Below are 16,814 nucleotides of genomic sequence, written 5' to 3' on the forward strand. Positions count from 1 at the left end.
GGAATGACGCCGGCACCTGCTGGGTGGACAGGGGGAACACAGCCGGTCCTTACGCCGTGATCGCATCGTGATCGCAGCTCGTCGCCCGACGAGTGTCGCTCCCCCGGAAGGAAGACCATGGGATTCCCCCTGCTCGACGGATTCGCGCCCCCGCGCCAGAAGCAGCACCACCACCGCGGCTGCGGGTGCCACGAGTGCAAGCCGCCGCGCGACGGCGGGCAGCGTCGGGACTGCCAGCCGAAGAACGGCTGCGACAACTGACGCCGACCCCGGGGTCCTCCCGGTGAGAGCACCCGGACCCCGCTCGTCACCGGTCGGCTGACCCGGGCAGGAGTCGCCCGACCAGCGCGACCGGCATCGACGGCGACCGTCGGCGAGGGGGACGACCTCGTCTCGGGGGCGAGCTCGTCCCCCTCCTCGACGCGAACACGACACCAACGCCGACATCAGCGCCGCGTTGCACCCGGTCGAGCCGGCCACGAGCGAGCTCGACCGGCCGTGAACAGGGGACCCGGCGGCCCTCACGTTAACCGCAGCTGAGAGCCCGTTCATCGAACGTCCTGGGTTCGACACCGCTCGACGGGTTATGCCCGCGTAGCGAACGAGTGACGTGCTAGCCGAGTTGTCACTCGCTGTCGACTAGTCGGGGGTCCAGATGAGCACACAGCGCCCGTTGTCGGTGAACCGGAGGACGTTGACCGCGGCTGACCGGGGAGAGCTCGAATCCCCGGACGTTCCGGCGCCCGCGACGAAGCGGTCGCTGGTGGCGGTCTCCCACGCGATCGAGTCCGCGGTACTGCAGAGCCGGGTCGACCACCCCACGGTGGTCGTGGCGCTCTTCCAGCACCTCGCCTACTTCGACCGTGAGCGGGCGGTGTACGAGCGGCTCGCTGCGGCCGGCGTGCACGTCATCGTCGCCTTCGCCGACGGGGAGGAACACGACACGGGCGCGAGCCTGCACACCGTCGTTCTCGATGCGGGGGACCCACTGGTCGAGGAGTGGTCGGTCGTCGCCGTCGGCCCTGACGCCGGCGCCTTCCTCGTCGCCACGGACTCCGGTGAGATCGATCCGGCCGAGCAGAACCTCGAAGCCGGTCGCTGGTTCGACGCGCGCTGGGGCTACTCACGAGTGCAGGCGGCCAACGAGCTGGCCCGGCTCCGGATCGCCCTGGGCGACCGGCTCGACCCGGACGTGGTGCAGGTGGTCGACGAGCTCCTGCGCCGTGTGATGCCGCTCGGCGGGGCAACCGCGGCGTCCCGGGGTACTACCGGTGAGCAGTGGGCCACCTCCTCGCTGCGGCGGATGACCGCCCGGATGCAGGACGCGCGCGCGGGCAGCCGCCGGCTCCGTGCGCAGCTGGCCGACGCGCACGCTGCCGCCGAGGCACGGGCCGACGCACGGCTCGAGCCCCAGTCGGGACTGCCGACCCCTGATTTCCTCGTCCGCTGGGCCGGCACCGGCGGCCGCCTCAGCGCGCTGCCCATCGGGCTCGCCCTGTTCGATGTCCCCGGGCTCCACTGCGCCGTCTCCGAGTTCGGCGCCCGACGGGCCTTCCACGCCGCCCGGCACGTAGCCGCCGCCCTCTCCGAGCCGCTCGGGCCTGTCGATGCCGCCGTGCGCCTGTCGGAACGGGAGTTCGCCCTGGTCGTACCAGGGGCTTCACCGCGTCACCTCCACCAGGTGGCGGCGGCCGCCGCACAGCAGCTCGAACTGTTCTCCAGCAGCTATCCCGGTATCCCCCTGGCTGCTCGGATCGCCTCGACCGTGACGCTGGCCCGACCCCTGCCGCTCGACGACCTCCACCTGGCTCTCGGCACGTCCGCGCACTCCGACCAGAGCCCCACCACCCTGTCCGACGATCCGATCCGGCTCACCGATTCGGCCACCATGTCCGAACTCACCGTCCCCGGGAGCGCGGAGGGCGACGGAACGAGCCGATGGTTCGAGCCGCGTCACGCGGCGGCGCCTCGCGTCGGCACGCGGCCCACCATTGCCGGCGCGAGCCAGGCCGGCATCGCCCGACGAGCCGAAGCGCCCGATCTCGGCAAGCTCATCGGCTCCCCGGCCGCCGCGGCGCAGGAGACCTCGCCGAACCCCGCCGACGACGCAGACGAGACGCGCGGCGTGACCCTCCTCGGCTCACCCGGCCCCCGGCGCCGTGAGCGACAAGCACCCTGAACGGGAATGAGCGGCCGAGCACCTGTTCGCCGGGAACGGCCCGGGCCGCAGTCGTGCGGCGAGGAGTACCGGTGCGATCGCGAGGCCGTCCGCAGCGGTCGCGGTCGCGGTCGCGGGACTACTCGCGAGCGAGTACTCGTGTCTTGTCCTGTGCGAGTACTCGTGCTTGAGTAACGGCATGAGCAGTGTGCGGCTCTACATCCTCGGAGCCCTGGCCGAGCTGGGGCCGATGCACGGCCACCAGATCCGCCGCGAGGCCCAGACCAACCGGACGGAGCTCTGGACCGACATCAAGGTCGGCTCGCTCTACGCGGCCCTGGGACGGATGGCCGACGAGGGCATCATCGAGGCCGTCCGCACGGAACGGGCGGGGAACATGCCGGCCCGCACCATCTACGCGATCACGGCCACCGGCCGTCAGGAACTCGCGGTGTTGCGCGACGACGCGCTGCGCGAGGTCCACCTGCGCCCGGACCCCGTCGACCTCGCACTCCAGTACGCGGGCCCGCTGGGCCTCGACGCGCTCCTGGCCGTCTTCACCCACCGCCGAGCCGCTCTCGAGTCCGAGCTGGACGCCTGGCGGCTCCTGCACACCCAGGCCCTGCCGCACCTGCGCGGCACCGAGCCGCTCAGTTTCGACCACCATCGGATGCGCCTCGAGGCGGAGATCGCGTGGCACGACCACGTCATCGCCGCGCTGCCGGGCGCGCTCGCCGCGGAGCCGGAGGAAGCGCGATGACACAACCCCTACGCGTCCTGATCGTCGGCGCCGGGATCGGGGGCCTCGCACTCGCGCAGGCCCTCGTGGCGGCCGGGGGAATCGACGTCCGGATCCACGAACGCAACCCCGACGCCGACGCCTGGCTCGACGGCTACCGCATCAACATCAATCCCGACGGGGCCCGTGCCCTGTCCCGGTGCCTGCCGACCGAGCTGTGGGAGGCGTTCGTCGCGACGTCGACGAAGCCGCCGGGCGGCATCTCCTTCCGCACCGAGCGGCTGCGGGAGCTGTACACCATCACCCGCGAGGAGATGACCGGCGGATCGGACGACCCCGCCGACGGCCAGTACGGGGTCAGCCGCCGGGCACTGCGGACGCTGCTGCTCGCGGGCCTCGAGGACCACGTCCGCTACGGGTCCGAGTTCGACCACTACACGACCGACGCCGACGGGACGGTCACGGTCCACTTCGCCGACGGGAGCACCGCCGTCGCGGACGTGCTGGTCGGCGCGGACGGCGCCAATTCCAGGGTCCGCCGCCAGTACCTGCCCGACGCCGAACGCGTCGCGTCGGGGACGACCGCGATCGGGGCGCGGCTCCCTCTCGACGACAGCACCCGCGCCTGGCTCCCGTCGTGCCTCTCTGCGGGGATGACCCTCGTGATGCCCCCGTCGGGCCGCTGGTCGATGTTCACCTCGGCGTTCGCGGGCCGCGGCGCCCTGACCGGCGCGATCTCGCGGGGGATCGGCCTCGCCGGGCGCGGCGTGGACGAGGACCGGCTCCTCGACGACGCCGACGACTACGTCCTGTGGAGCGTGATCGCCGACGACCGCGCCCTCCCCCACGACGTCCTCCAGCGCGAGGGCGCCGAGCTGCGCGAGCTCGCCGTCGGGATGGTCGGCGCCTGGCACCCCGCGCTGCGCAGGGTGATCACCGACACCGACCCGACGCTCGTGCACGCCACCGTGTTCCGCCAGTCCCGACTCATCGATCCCTGGCCCGGGTCCACGGTCACCGTGCTCGGCGACGCGATCCACAACATGACCCCGGTCGGCGGCCTCGGCGCCAACACCGCGCTCCGAGACGCCGCAGCGCTCGCGGACGCCCTGCGCACCGTCGCCGACGGCGCTCCGCTCGTGCCCTCGATCGAGGCCTACGAGGCCCGGATGCGGGAGTGGGGCTACGCCGCGGTTCGTGCGTCAGGCGACAACGCGCGGCGGGCCACGTCATCGGGCCCCGTCGCACGTCGGGCAGGCCGGGCGTACTTCCGCGTCCGGGGTGCACTGCGCCGGTGGGTACCGAACCGCAGCTGAGCACTGCCCACGCAAGCCGCATCGTCGTCGTCCGGGACCGGCATCTGCTGCGATCCGGGTCTGGGGCCGCACTGGTTCAGGTGCTGTGCTCCGGCCGAGTCTGCAGACCGCCCTCCTGCCGACGGCCCCGGACTTCGATCTGTACGCAGTGGACGACGACCGGGCGCGGCCAGGGCCGGGGGGAGCTCCTCACCTCGACGGGCCGCCGGGTCCTGCTCAGTGGTCGGTAGACGAGCCGCCGATGAGTTCTGTCATCACCTCGATGAGGCGTCGGGGTCGGGCGGACTTCTCGACGACGGCCGTGGCGCCGTGGGCCGAGGCCGACCTGGCGGGCTCGATCATCGAGCCGGTGTGGATGATCGTGATGACCTCGGGGCACAGGGCGGACAGCTCCTTGCACAGTTCGGTGCCGAGCCGCTCGCCCAGGCGATGGTCGACGACCGCCAACTGCGGGCGCAGATCGATGATCGCGCGGTGCCCCTCGGCGTAGGTGCCGACGGCGGCGAGGACGTCGAACCCCTGGGTCTCGAGCAGGTCCACCAGGCGCACCCGCACCGCGTGGTGGTCGTCGACCACCACCACCGACCTCGTGCGGGCATCGGTCCGACCGCCGCTCCGGCCCACTCTCGTCCTCCGTCTCCGTCGACACCCATGACCCGCGCGCGTCCCGAGCTCCCACCGAGCCCACGGCCTCAGGGCACACCCGAGACGAGCCCTGAGCTCGATGCGACGTGCCGGGCGCCGAGGTGCGACCAGCTCCGTCCTGGTCGCGCACGATTCCATCGTGCCCGTGCCGGCGTCGAGCGTGCCGTACCGAGGGCCTGACTCTGCAGGGCCCTTGGTCCCGCACGTTCCCCACCGATCGGACAGGCGGAGGACCTGGGCCGAGCACGGAGCACCACGGCCTCGCACACTCCTCGGCGGGCGTGGTCCGCCGACCACGACACCCCTGGCTCGATTTGCCGTGGATCGGACGGGGGAGCGACTCTGCGTTGCTGTTGTCCGATGGGTGTGGACGCCTGATCCTTGCCCGGGACCGTGAGGTCGTCGGTGGAGAAGGGTGACGGGGTGAGATGAGGACCGAGCCCGGGGGCCAGAGCGGCGAGAGCGACACCGTGCAGGACGGGGGCGACGGTCTCGACGCTCCCGCCCGGCTGCGCTCGTTGTACGAGACCGGTCTCGGCGCCGTTCCCGACCGGGTTCTCGACAGGGCCGCCGAGCGGGTGCGGGCGCTGCTGGGTGTCCCGGTGGCGTTGGTGTCGCTGGTGGACCCGGAGGGTCAGTACTTCCCCGGCCAGGCGGGTCTGCCCGACCCGTGGGCACAGCAACGACGGACCCCGCTGAGTCACTCGTTCTGCCGGCACGTCGTCGTCTCGGCCGAGCCCTTGGTGGTCTCGGACGCCCGCGAGGACGCCCGCCTGCAGGAGAACCTCGCGATCCGGGATCTGTCCGTGATCGCCTACGCCGGGGTCCCCCTGCTCGACGACGAGGGCAACGTCCTGGGCTCGCTGTGCGCGATCGACCACGTCCCGCGGGACTGGACGGCGCGCGAGGTCGATCTGCTCGCCGCGTTGGCCGACGGTGTCTCGGCCGAACTGCGGGTGCGGGTCGCCCGGGTCGAGGCGGCCCGGGAACGCCGTCGACGCGATCGGGTCGAGCAGGACCTCTCGGCCTCCTACCAGCGCAGCCAGTCCCTGCTGCGCGCCTCGCAGGCCTTCTCCGACGCCGGCGGGCTGGCCGACATCCGACGCCGCCTCGCCGACCTGGTGTCGAGCACGCTGCGACCGGCGTCTGTGCGCGTCGCCGTCCTCGACAACGACGGCGTCCACCGCCTGCACGACGGCGCCACGGCCACCCCTCGCGAGGGCTCCGAGCTGCCCTGGACCGACCGCGGAGCCTCCAACGGCAGCGCCCGGGAGCTCTTGACCGTGGTCGGCGACGGCGACGAGCCCGACGACGGCTTCCCCGAGGGCTTCCGGGCGTGGCTCGCCCGTCAAGGCATGCGGGTGGCCCTGGTGGTGCGGCTGGTCGGAGACGGCGACGACCTGGGGCTGGTGGTCCTGGGCTGGCCCGAGGCGCCCGCGCTCGGCCCCGCGGACCGGCTCTACGCGACGACGATCGCCGGCTACGTCGCGCAGGCCGTCGCCCGCGTGCGCTTCGTCGAGCACCGCGTCCACGTCGCGCACGAGATGCAGACGGCCATGCTGGCCCCGCTGCCCGACGTCGCGGGGGTGGAGCTCGTCGCGCGCTACCAACCCGCCGACGACCACGAGGACGTGGGAGGTGACTGGTACGACGTGTCGCTGCTGCCCGATCCGGAAGCGGGCTCGGCGGAGCTCGTCGTGGCCGCCTCGGTGGGTGACGTCGTCGGGCACACGCTCGACTCCGCGATCCGGATGGGCCAGGTGCGCTCGATGCTGCGCCAGGCGGCGTGGGACATCGGCGCGGGTCCGGCAGCGGCGCTGAGCGCGACGGAGCGGGCCATCGCCGGCGACGACCTCGGCCACGCCGGCACCGCGGTGCTCGCCCACCTGCGCCGACGCGCGGATCACTGGGCGCTGACCTGGACCAACGCCGGTCATCCGCCCCCCGTCCTCGTCACCACCGGCGGAGCCGTCCGCGCCCTGGACGGGCTGGACCCGCTGTTCGGCTACTCCTCGGTCCTGCGCCGCGCCCGGCAGGACCACACCACCGAACTGGACGACGGCGACACCCTCTTCCTGCACACCGACGGGCTGATCGAGCGCATCGGGGAGGACCTCGACGACGCGCACCGCCGCCTGCACGCCGCACTCGCCCGCCACGCCGACCTCGCCCTGGCCGACCTCGTCGACGCCACCATCGCCGACGTCGCCCCCGCCGCCACCGACGACGTGGTCGTCCTCGCCATCCAGCTCACCGGAACGCGAACGTGACCACCCGCTCGGCCAGGACCTCGTCGACCCGCCGAGATCGAGCCCCGCGCGGCAGCGCGCATCATCGAACCGTCTCGAACCACTGCGATCCCTCGCCGGAACCCCACCGCACCTCGAAGTCGGGGGCTGTGGGAGTGTCCGACTATCCGTCCTCGCGGGTGATGCCACCTGCGGGGATTTCACGAACCTAGATCTCGCCGCCTCGGCCGCCGGGAACTGCATCGATGGCGGTCGTTCGTTGCGCCTGGTGATTGGGTGTCGAGGAAGCGGACCAGCTGTGTGCGGGATCGCAGCCCGAGTTTGGTGTAGGCCTTCGACAGGTGGTATTCCACGGTCTTGTGGCTGATGAACAGTGCCGCAGCGGTTTCGCGGTTGGTCATTCCTTGGGCGACGGCGAGCGCACATTGGAGCTCTTGCGGGCTGAGAGCGTCGAGGGTCGCAGTCTCTGGCGGTAGCGGCGCCGGGGACCCACCCGCCGCCCGCAGCTCGGCGGCGGAACGGTCGGCCCAGGGCGCCGCTCCCAGCGCCTGGAAGGTGGCGAGGGCGTCCTGCAGGATCGGTCTGGCGCCCCGGTGATCGCCGTGTCGGCGGCGCCGCTCGCCCCGGCAGAGCTGGGTGCGGGCGAGGTCGAAGGGTGAGCCGTCCTTGCGGTGATGTTCGAGGGCCTGCTCGTAGAGGGTGTCGGCCCGGCTCGGGTCGTCCTCGAGCAGGGCGTGGCAGCGGGTGGTGACGGCGAGTCCCCAGCAGGTGGCCGCGGTGGTCATCCGCTCGTCGAGCTCGGCGAGTGCCCGGCGCGCCGCAGGACAGTCGCCGCTGCGGGCGAGCGCCTCCACGAGATCGGGGCCGAACGGCACCGTCCGCGGGTCGCACAACCCGGTCTCGCGGCGGGCGGCTTCGGCGGCGAGCAGGTGAGCCACCGCGGCCGCGTGGTTGCCCCGCCCGAGCTCGAGGAAGCCGAGCGCAGCGGGTCCGTAGAGCCGCAGCGGCAGGAAGGACTCGGCCCCACTCGCCGACAGGGCTCGACCCACCGTTTCGCGGGCGTCGTGGTCGCGGCCCAGTCCGGCCAGGATGCGGCCCCGGACCGCACCGGAGAACCAGCCCAGCACCTCCTGCCCGGTCTGCGCCGCCAGCGTGACCGCTTCTTCGCCGCAGGCGAGGGCTTCGACCCATCGACCCTGCCACCACCGGAGTTCCTCGGTGACGGCGAGCACGTAGGCCTTCGTGGTGGGTGCCTGATCGCGGGCGCAGACGGCCAGGAGCTCGCCGGCCAGTACGTCCGCCTCGTCGAGTCGTGCGAGCCGCGTCAGGGTCTGCAGGGTGGCCGGTTGCTGGAGGGCGTGGACTTCGGTCGGGTCGGCACGGACCTGGCGTGGTTCCTGCAGCAAGACCAGTGCCTCGCGATGGCGGCCCAGCAGGACGAGGTCCATGGCGTGCTGTTCGCGGGCGGCTTCGAGCAGCGCTGGGTCGTCGGTCGAGGCGGCGAGTTCGTGGGCGCGCTGGGCGAGGCTCAGGGCGTCGTTCAAGGCGCCGTGACCGGTGGCTGCGGTACTGGCCATGAACAGTGCCCGGGCCGCGCGGGCGGGGTCGGTGGCCGCGATCTGCTGCGCCTGGCCGGTGGCGACGCGCAGCATCTGGTCTGAGTCGGCGCCCCATACCGACATCCCGAGCTGCACGAGGGTGGCGTCGGCGCGGATGTTCGGGTCGTCGGCGGTGGCGGCGAGATGACGGGCGATGTGTTGTGCGTCGTCGTGGCGGCCGCCGGCGGCGAGTGCCACGAGGGCAGCGAGTAGCCGCTGGTCTCGCCGAGGGCCGGACGGAGTCGCCTCGGCCGCACGACGGAGCAGGTGTGCGGCGGCTGCCGGACCCGCACGGTCGCGGACCCGGTGGGCCGCGGCCTCGACCGCGGCCGCAAGGTCCTCGCTGGGGCCGACGCTGGAGGCTGCGAGGTGCCGGGCTCGACGCTCCGGATCCTGATTGCTGGCGTGCGCCAGCGCGGCGTGGATCGCCCGCCGCACACTCGCGGCGCAATGGGCGTACGCGGCGGCGCGCAGCAGTGGATGGGCGATCACGACGCAGCCGTCGGACATGGTGACGATTCCGGTGTCCTCGGCGGGCGACAGGTCGTCGGCATCGAGGGATAGCTCGGCGAGGGCTTGATGCAGCACCGACGCAGGGGCGGATCCGGCCGCGGCCACGGTCGCGAGGGCTCGTCGGGTCGGGTCGGGCAGTTGGTCGAGTCGAGCCCGGAACCGCTCGAGGACCGCGCGTCCGACCGGCAGCGGGTCGGGGAGCAGGTCGGTCCCGGCGCGTTGCGCGGCGGAGAGCGCGGCGGCGGTCTCCAGGGCCGGCAACGGCAGACCGTCGGTAGCGGCGTGGATCGCGCCCGCCACGTCATCGCCGACACCCATCCCGGCTTGATCGAGCGTGGCCGCCAGGTCGTCCCGGCCCAGACCGCCGACCGGCAGCGGTCGCGCCAGGGCATCGAGTCCGGGCAGCCCCCGCCCGCCGCGGGCGGCGATCACCACCAGCACCGCATCCGCGCCCAAGCGACGCACGGCGAACTGCAGTGCATCGCGGGAGGGCTCGTCGAGCCAGTGCACGTCGTCGACGAGCACGACGAGCGGCTGCTGTTCCGCAGCAGCCGCGAGCAGACCCAAGGTGGCTGCGCCCAGCACGAACCGATCCGCTCCCGCCGCCCCGTCCGCGAGCCCGCAAGCCGCCGCCACGGTCTGACGCTGGACAGGAGGTAGAGCGCTCGCGAACTCGGCCACCGGTCGCAGTAGCGCGGAGATGCCCGCCAGGGCCAGGTCCGCCTCGCCTTCGACACAGCTGGTGGCCAGCACCCGGGCGCCGTGGGACTCGGCGTGCCCGACCAGGTACCGACACAGAGCCGTCTTGCCGGCTCCGGCGTCCCCGCTCAGCGTGACCACCGTCGCCCGCCCGCTCGCGGCGTCCTCGAAGGCGCCGCGCAGCTCGGCGCACTCCTCGACCCGACCCAGCAGCGGGCGCGACAGTCTGCTGCAAGCGGCAGCGCTGATTCCCACCCTGGTGACCCTAGGCAACCCTCGGCGGCCCGTTGCTCCGCCGAACTAGGGAATCTTCCGATCTCGGATGAGGCAGAACGCCCTAGCGTTCACGCCCAGCAACCCCGGTCGAGACGTGCAGCAACACGGACGACGCCTGGACAACGGTACGGAGGCGGGTGGGCATGGAGATCGTGGTGACGGGCGCTTCGGGCTGGCTCGGGCGCGGGGCGTGCACCCGCCTCGAGGACCGCGGATGGACCGTTGTTGGAGTCTCACGCGACCCCGATCAGGCCCACCGACGGTTCCCGCAGCGGCTCTGGATCGGGCTCGGCCCCGAGCTCGAGGAGGCTGTCGCCCGCGCCGGGGCGGTACTCAACCTCGCGGGGCGCAACGTCCTCGAACAGTCCTGGACCCACGAGTTCGTCGAGGCGATGCGGTCCAGCCGCGTGGAGCTCACTGAGCGGATCGTGTCCGCGCTCGGCGGCGCCGCCCGAGACACGGTGCTGGTCAACGCCAGCGGCTACCCGGTGTGCGGCGACACCGGCGATCACGAGGTCGACGAGACCCACCCCGCCAGCCGTGACCTGGTGGTCGGCGCGATCGACGCCGACTGGGAAGAAGCCGCTCAACCGGCCACGCGCTCGGGGCGTCTGGCGCTGGCCCGCATCGGCATCGTGCTCGGCGAGGACGGCGGCGCGTTCCCCGTGCTCCGCCAGCCCTTCGACCAAGGAGCCGGGGTCGTGCTCGGCTCCGGAGCACAGTGGATGCCCTGGATCCACTACACCGACGCCGTGCGCCTGCTCGTCGAGATGGTCGACAGCCCCGCTTACACCGGCGTCGTCGACGTCGTCGCCCCCGGTGCTGCCCGCCATGAGGACTTCGCCGGCGCCCTCGCGGCCGCGCTCGGCGTGCCATGCACCACCCGAGTCCCCGCCGAGCAGGTCCAGACCTCCCTCGGAGGCGCGGCCGAGCTGCTGCTGCCCAGCTTCCGGATGCGCCCCGCCGTCGCCCAACGCGCCGGCTTCGACTTCGGCTACCCGACCATCCGAGCCGCCATCGCCGACCTCACCCACACCACCCAGCCCGCCGACGCCACTGCGTCGCTGACGAGCCTGTCGTAGCAAGCGTCCGCGTCGCATCCGCCGTGGCGCTGTCCCCGAGCGCAGCTTCCGCTCCTTGGCCTTCGACGCTGAGCGATCCGTGGACATTGGTCGCCAGGGGCAAACCGTGGTCGACCGGTTCTGCTCGTGCACATCGACCGTGCCGCCGCGAGAAACGCACTTGTCAGTCAGTACACCAGTCATCGACAGGAGGACGCGAGATGAGCAACAGGGACCTGGTCCACGCGGAGTTCGAGACCTGGAACCTCAAAGACCTGGACGGTTGGCTCGGGCTGTACACCGACGCCCCCCGCATGATCGCGCCGGGCGGGCTGGTCCTCGACGGCCTCGACGGAGCCCGCACCTTCTGGCACGGGTTCCAGGACGCGTTCCCGGACAACCGCGTCCTGCTGCACCGGCTGATCGAAGGCGCCGATGCCACGGCGGTCGAGGCCACCTTCGAAGGCACGCACACCGGCGTGCTGGAGGGCGCCGACGGCACCCGCACCGAGGCCACCGGCAGCCACGTCTCGGTGCCCTTCGCCAGCGTGTACCGCTGCGAGCACGACCGCATCAGCGGCCACCGGCTCTATTACGACCAGCTCGAGCTCCTCGGCCAGCTCGGGGTGATGAACGCGCCTGCTTGACGCTCGCACGCCGCCCCGGATCAGGCGTCGTAGCCGTTCCATTCGAACCGAACCTGTCCGCCGACTCGTTCGGGACGGACATTCCGCGACCTATCACGAATCGGACCTGCCCAAGGGGGACCTCGACGTGAATGTTGGCGGAAGGTCCGGGCCGAGAAGAACGGAACGCCCACCATGGTTCGCGGCGGGAAACGACGTCGCCGCGAATGCGGCCATACGAGGTTGGGTCGTCGCCCGGGGACGGGTGTCGGGGCTGCTGCTCGCGCTGCGGGAGGCCGAGCGCGAGCAGCACACGACGCTTCCCACTCCGTTGGCCGGCGGTGCGGCGCTGCGCGCGTGGGCCGCCGCGTGCTCGGTGGCCGACAACGCCCGGGCCAACGCGAAGGCCTCGGCCGCACTCGAGCTCGTCGGCCAGGCCGCCCGTCTGCTCGGGACCGCACTGTGCCGACTGCGCGCCACCGGAGCCGGTGACCTCATCACGGAGGTACTCGAACAGGAAGCCGTCGTTCACGACTGCACCGCGGAGCGGCTCGTCGCGGAACTCGCCCGCGCCCACGGTGTCCTCTCCGCCCCTGACCACCTCTCGGCCGCGCTCATCTGGCAGGCCGTCGAAGACTCGAACCACGACGCCGACCAGGAGCCCACAGTGCCCGTCATCGAGCCCGACCTCAGCCTCACCCCGGTCCTCGAGCAGTTGTGGGCGCGGGGGGAGGCGGTGCTGGTCGAGGCCGACACCGGACGGGAGGTGCGTGGGGTCGACCTGGCGGAGTCGGTCACCGCGCAAGCCTGTGGCTGGCGGGAGGCGTTCCCGGGCGGGGCCACGGTCGGGATCAGCGGGCCCAACAGCGCGGTGTGGCTCTCCGCGATGCTCGGCGCGGTCGCCGGCGGGATGCGGGTCGCGACCATCCACCCGTTGAGTCCCGCCCGCGACATCGCCGACCAGCTCCGTCGGGCGGGCGCGGTGGCGCTGCTGGCCGCCGGCGACGTCGTCGAGCACACGAGGGGAGTGCTCGACGACGTCGCGGTGACGGTGCTCGACGACGCGCTCCTGGGGCGCAGGGCGCCCAGGAGCGCGTCGCCGGCCGCGCCGGGCCCCGAGGCGGTGGTGACGCTGATGAACTCCAGCGGGACGACCGGCCCACCGAAGACGGTCCTGATGACCCAGGAAGCGTGGACGGTCAGCGCTGCCCGTCTGGCGCAGCGCTGGCACATCACCGCCGACGACGTGTACCTCGCGGTGCTGCCGTTGAGTCACGCCGCCGGGTTGTCCGCGACCATGGGCGCGCTCGCGGCGGGTGCACGGGTGGTGACGCTCCCCCGGTTCGAGCCCGAGGCGTTCCTGGACTGCCTCGAGCACCACGCTGTGACAGCGCTGCTGGGGGCACCGCCGATCCTGCGTGTCCTCGCGGCTGCGGCAGATCACCGGAGGTTCCCCTCGCTGCGCCTGGTCGCCTCGGCAGGGGCGCCGTTGCCGGCCGAGCTGCACCGCGAGGTCGAGGCGCGACTCGGGGTCGCGGCGTGCAACGCCTACGGGATGACCGAGACCGGGTGGATCACCGTCGACGACGCCGCGGGACCGCGGGAGCCGGGAGTGCTGGGCCGTCCGCTGCCCGAGGTGGCCTGGCAGGTGGTGGACCCGGACACCGGGGAGGTCCTCCCCGCCGGTCGCGACGGCGAGCTGTGGGTGCGGGGGCCCGCGTGCAGCCCGGGCTACCTCGGCGACCCCGACGCGACCGCGCAGCTCGTCACCGCTGACGGCTGGACCCGGACCGGCGACCTCGTCGTCGCCGACGAGCACGGCCGCCTCAGAATCGTCGACCGGCTCAAGGAACTGATCAAGTACAACGGCCACCAGGTGACACCCAGTGCACTCGAAGCCCTCGTCGCGGAGCGCAGCGACGTCGTCGACGTCGCGGTCGTCGCCCGACCCGACCCGGCCGCCGGAGAGATCCCGCACGCCTTCGTGGTGCCGCGCGGACAGATCGACCCTGCGGAACTGATGGCCTGGGTGGCGGCGCGGGTGGCGCCGCAACAGCGCATCCGCAGCGTGAGCGTCGTCGACGGCATCCCCCGCAGCCCCGCCGGGAAACTGCTGCGCCGCGCCCTGCTCGCCCAGCTCCCGCCGCCCACCCATGACGGCCCCCGGAACCCGTCGCCGAACGGCGCGTAGCACAAGGCTGGCCAGGTGCTCCCCGTCGACCGAGCTGACGCCACTCACCGACCGGAAGTCGCCGGCTGACCCCGGACCCTGACCGGGTCCTCGACCGAGCAGCCCTCCCAGGGCTCGACAGACACCACGTCCCAGCGATGACCCTCAGGGTCGTTGAGGAGTTCGATCATGCCGTTGTACATGTACGAGGTGGCCTACACCGCGGAGTCGCTCGCCGCGCAGATACGGGAACCCCAGGACCGTATCGAGGTCGTCCGGCCCCTCTTCGATTCGCTCGGCGCAACCGTGCTGGCGGCGGGCCATCCCTTCGGCGAGTACGACGTGGTGGTCGTCTTCGAAGCACCCGACGACCAAGCGGCCGCCGGCGCGGCGCTCATCGTCGGCGCAGGAGGCGCCGCCCGATCGGCCCGCACGACCCGGCTCTTGAGCACCCAGGAGTGGGTGGAGTCGCTGCAGCGGGCGCACAGCGCAGCAGAACAGTACCGACCCGCACGATAACCCGTGTCCCACTCGGTTTTTCTATCCCGCTGACGCCGCGGTTGCTTCTATTGGGTGGTGCCAGCTGTCGACGCTTGGCTGTTGCGCAGCGTGCGATGGGTGGCACCGTGCGGGCCCACCTATTTCTGTTCGAGGAGGAGTTCCATGGCAACGTTCGCGTACTTCTTTCACTACAAGCCGGAGAGCTGGGCGCGAATGACATCCAACCCGGGTGATCGCACTGAAGCAGTGGCGAGGACCGTGCGAGAGGCCGGAGGTGAATTGACCGCGCTGTACTACACGCTGGGTGAGCTCGGAGGGCTCGCGATCGCGGAGGCACCAACCCCTGAGGTCGCCGCCGCCATCAACCTGGTCATCACCGGCTCCGGCGCGTTCGATCGTGTGACCGTCCAGCAACTCGTCACAGCCGCGGACTTCGTACCGGTCCTCACCAACGCCCAGCAGGCCGCACCCGGTTACCGCAAGCCCGGCAGCTAGTCCGGTAGCTCTCAGCTGAGCCGGTCGAGCTGGCGTACGTGCAACACATCGTCGGGGCTCGTCGCCGTGGTGCTTCCCCACGTGCTGGAGCCGCGCTCCAGGGGCCGCCGCAATAACGTCCGTCATCCGGTAGCGCCGTGCTGCCCCGGTGGCTGCTGCGGGCCAGGGTTGCTAGGTGGGTCGGATCTGGCCCGGGGTGACCGGGCGAGACTCCCCGACCGCACTCCGGGGGTCGGGGATCCGCGGCTGCTCCTGGTCCGCGCGGGCGGCCGATGGGCTCGGCCGGTTCTCCTGCCGGGGACGCAGGACCGCGACGAACCCCGGGATGCGTTCGGCGCGGTCGCTGCGGCGACGCATCGGAACGGCGTGGATCACCGCGGCGTCGTCGAGGTGCACCCGCTCCCATTCCTCGTCGGGGAACGTCTGCTCCAGCTCGTCCTGCCCGAAGGGACGCGGCGTCGGCAGCCCGGACGCGATGGCCCGGGCCAGCGGACGCGGCAGACCGCGGACGCCGGCGCCCAGGCTCTCCAGATAGCTCAGCAGCGACCCCCGGTGGTTGGTCTCGGCGATCACCGCGACGCCGCGGTCGCCCAGGAGGTGTCGGATGTTGCGCGCGACCTGCCCACGGGCCTCGGCGGTGAGCACGTGCAGGACGCCGCGCACGAGGACGTTCGCGTCCCCCAGTTCCTCGCGCACCCGGTCCAGCGCGCCGGGCGCGGCGAGGTCGGCGACCAGGAACCTCGGCGACGACACCTCCCCCACCCGGTCGGTCTCCGCCCGCGCGAGGGCGATCGCCGCGTCGGACACGTCGACCCCGATAGCCCGCCATCCTCGCCGGGACAGCGCGCGGGTGAACCGGCCGTTGCCGCACCCGAGATCGACCACCGCCCGAGCGGGAGCGGCGAACCGTTCGAAGAGCTCGAGATACCGCTCGAGCTCCGCGGGGTCGCTGGAGTCCCACAACACGTCCCCGCCGTCGCCGGTGGCGCCGACCCCCGCCCAGTAGCGGTCCCACCGGTTCTGCGTGCCTCGCGGGGCCCGCGCTCCCCACCACACGAGGTGCGGCAGCATGAGCACGCGGCGCAGCGGCATCGTCGTCCCCCTCGGCGCGCAGGTTCGCCGACAGGGACGCTAGGCGCAGCGGGAGGCCGGTCACAGAGCCGAACGGGCGGCGTCAGTGTCGGGCCGTCACGACGGTCGGCGGGCCCGCGTCGAGATTCCTCACAGGGAGGGCCGTGCGCTGTCCTCCCGGTGCCACCAGCGGTATCCCGGCGGCGGCACGCTCGCACCCAGCAGCCACGACACGGCTTCGGCCTCGTCGGTGAAGAACCGCATCGGCATCGGGTGCGCCGCGACCCCGAGGGCGAAGTTCGCGATGACGGTGTCCACCCGGGAACGCCCGAGCAGGGCGAGCCGTGACGCCGAGCACGGCCGCGTGAACACCAGGCGCGCGTCCCGCGACAGCGTCCGGGTGCCGGCCATGTTCACCAGCAGCGGGCGCATCCGCTCACCGTTGAGGGCATCGACCGAACCGACGGCGGCCTCGGCGAGCTCTCCATCGATGTCGACGCCCGGGGTCCAGGTGAGCCGGACGAAACCACGACGATCCTCGTCCACGGCCATCGCGTCGTCGTACTCCACGCGCCGCAGCGTAGCGACCAGAAACGAACCGGATAGTCACTTCCCGTGGGCGTGAGCCGATCGTGCTCGAGGGGCACCACCGCTGCGTTGGTCGGCCCCTGACGTCCTGAGCGGGGAAAACGCGTGT

Annotated in this window: 14 protein-coding genes; 10 read left to right on the top strand and 4 right to left on the bottom strand. The window is 72.4% G+C overall.

Translation table 11 applies throughout. From position 1 onward, the window contains the following. Nucleotides 1-117 precede the first annotated feature (117 nt). The 4 genes from A3CO_RS38050 to A3CO_RS40000 all read left to right on the top strand — a co-directional run bounded on the left by A3CO_RS38050 (nt 118) and on the right by A3CO_RS40000 (nt 4,213). Nucleotides 118-261 (top strand): hypothetical protein, encoded by a 144-nt coding sequence (locus A3CO_RS38050; RefSeq protein ID WP_018332592.1) that lies wholly within the window; start codon nt 118-120, stop codon nt 259-261. A gap of 394 nt (nt 262-655) precedes the next feature. Continuing rightward, the gene (locus A3CO_RS0112500; RefSeq protein ID WP_084681773.1) at nt 656-2,179 is read left to right on the top strand and encodes a DICT sensory domain-containing protein; all 1,524 of its coding nucleotides are present in this window, start codon (nt 656-658) and stop codon (nt 2,177-2,179) included. A gap of 178 nt (nt 2,180-2,357) precedes the next feature. Then, nucleotides 2,358-2,918 (top strand): PadR family transcriptional regulator, encoded by a 561-nt coding sequence (locus A3CO_RS31800; protein WP_033414343.1) that lies wholly within the window; start codon nt 2,358-2,360, stop codon nt 2,916-2,918. Further along, nucleotides 2,915-4,213, top strand: coding sequence for an FAD-dependent monooxygenase (locus A3CO_RS40000; RefSeq protein WP_018332595.1), 1,299 nt, complete (start codon nt 2,915-2,917; stop codon nt 4,211-4,213). The genes A3CO_RS31800 and A3CO_RS40000 overlap by 4 nt, the downstream gene beginning before the upstream one ends. Nucleotides 4,214-4,429: 216 nt before the next feature. On the opposite strand, the gene A3CO_RS38055 is transcribed toward A3CO_RS40000, so the two are convergent. Then, entirely contained in the window at nt 4,430-4,792 is a 363-nt protein-coding gene (locus A3CO_RS38055) for a response regulator (protein ID WP_157647493.1), read from the bottom strand. 494 nt (nt 4,793-5,286) lie between these two features. Between A3CO_RS38055 and A3CO_RS0112520 the strand changes: the two genes are divergently transcribed. After that, nucleotides 5,287-7,128, top strand: coding sequence for a GAF domain-containing SpoIIE family protein phosphatase (locus A3CO_RS0112520; RefSeq protein WP_018332597.1), 1,842 nt, complete (start codon nt 5,287-5,289; stop codon nt 7,126-7,128). A 179-nt stretch (nt 7,129-7,307) separates the two neighbouring features. On the opposite strand, the gene A3CO_RS0112525 is transcribed toward A3CO_RS0112520, so the two are convergent. Continuing rightward, the gene (locus tag A3CO_RS0112525; RefSeq protein WP_018332598.1) at nt 7,308-10,172 is read right to left on the bottom strand and encodes an AAA family ATPase; all 2,865 of its coding nucleotides are present in this window, start codon (nt 10,170-10,172) and stop codon (nt 7,308-7,310) included. Nucleotides 10,173-10,336: 164 nt separating this feature from the next. On the opposite strand from A3CO_RS0112525, the gene A3CO_RS35765 reads away from it, so the two are divergent. From A3CO_RS35765 to A3CO_RS36785, 5 genes are all read left to right on the top strand, one after another. Then, on the top strand, nt 10,337-11,275 hold the full coding sequence (locus A3CO_RS35765; protein ID WP_018332599.1) for a TIGR01777 family oxidoreductase: 939 nt from the start codon (nt 10,337-10,339) through the stop codon (nt 11,273-11,275). A gap of 200 nt (nt 11,276-11,475) precedes the next feature. After that, nucleotides 11,476-11,901: an ester cyclase gene (locus A3CO_RS35770; RefSeq protein WP_018332600.1), complete on the top strand. Its 426-nt coding sequence runs from the start codon at nt 11,476-11,478 to the stop codon at nt 11,899-11,901. Between the two features lie 244 nt (nt 11,902-12,145). Then, the gene (locus A3CO_RS31825; protein ID WP_018332601.1) at nt 12,146-14,071 is read left to right on the top strand and encodes an AMP-binding protein; all 1,926 of its coding nucleotides are present in this window, start codon (nt 12,146-12,148) and stop codon (nt 14,069-14,071) included. A gap of 168 nt (nt 14,072-14,239) precedes the next feature. Then, entirely contained in the window at nt 14,240-14,569 is a 330-nt protein-coding gene (locus tag A3CO_RS0112545) for a GYD domain-containing protein (RefSeq protein ID WP_018332602.1), read from the top strand. A gap of 144 nt (nt 14,570-14,713) precedes the next feature. Continuing rightward, nucleotides 14,714-15,046, top strand: a complete 333-nt coding sequence (locus A3CO_RS36785) for a GYD domain-containing protein (RefSeq protein ID WP_084681779.1) — start codon at nt 14,714-14,716, stop codon at nt 15,044-15,046. A gap of 171 nt (nt 15,047-15,217) precedes the next feature. Here A3CO_RS36785 and A3CO_RS31830 read toward each other — a convergent pair whose 3' ends face one another. Continuing rightward, a complete protein-coding gene (locus tag A3CO_RS31830; RefSeq protein WP_018332604.1) occupies nt 15,218-16,138 on the bottom strand; it encodes a class I SAM-dependent methyltransferase in 921 nt (306 codons plus the stop codon). Nucleotides 16,139-16,267: 129 nt separating this feature from the next. Next, entirely contained in the window at nt 16,268-16,687 is a 420-nt protein-coding gene (locus A3CO_RS31835; RefSeq protein ID WP_018332605.1) for a DUF7793 family protein, read from the bottom strand. Between the last annotated feature and the right edge of the window lie 127 nt (nt 16,688-16,814).

Origin of the sequence: Actinomycetospora chiangmaiensis DSM 45062 (assembly GCF_000379625.1) — a bacterium.
GTDB classification, from domain to species: Bacteria; Actinomycetota; Actinomycetes; order Mycobacteriales; family Pseudonocardiaceae; genus Actinomycetospora; species Actinomycetospora chiangmaiensis.

Bases quoted from the DNA above. Each gene is read 5' to 3' on its own strand.
- A3CO_RS31830 (WP_018332604.1), bottom strand. From the start codon at position 16,138: ATGCCGCTGCGCCGCGTGCTCATGCTGCCGCACCTCGTGTGGTGGGGA.
- A3CO_RS0112500 (WP_084681773.1), top strand. From the start codon at position 656: ATGAGCACACAGCGCCCGTTGTCGGTGAACCGGAGGACGTTGACCGCG.
- A3CO_RS0112520 (WP_018332597.1), top strand. From the start codon at position 5,287: ATGAGGACCGAGCCCGGGGGCCAGAGCGGCGAGAGCGACACCGTGCAG.
- A3CO_RS35765 (WP_018332599.1), top strand. From the start codon at position 10,337: ATGGAGATCGTGGTGACGGGCGCTTCGGGCTGGCTCGGGCGCGGGGCG.
- A3CO_RS40000 (WP_018332595.1), top strand. From the start codon at position 2,915: ATGACACAACCCCTACGCGTCCTGATCGTCGGCGCCGGGATCGGGGGC.
- A3CO_RS31800 (WP_033414343.1), top strand. From the start codon at position 2,358: ATGAGCAGTGTGCGGCTCTACATCCTCGGAGCCCTGGCCGAGCTGGGG.
- A3CO_RS38050 (WP_018332592.1), top strand. From the start codon at position 118: ATGGGATTCCCCCTGCTCGACGGATTCGCGCCCCCGCGCCAGAAGCAG.
- A3CO_RS35770 (WP_018332600.1), top strand. From the start codon at position 11,476: ATGAGCAACAGGGACCTGGTCCACGCGGAGTTCGAGACCTGGAACCTC.
- A3CO_RS36785 (WP_084681779.1), top strand. From the start codon at position 14,714: ATGGCAACGTTCGCGTACTTCTTTCACTACAAGCCGGAGAGCTGGGCG.
- A3CO_RS0112545 (WP_018332602.1), top strand. From the start codon at position 14,240: ATGCCGTTGTACATGTACGAGGTGGCCTACACCGCGGAGTCGCTCGCC.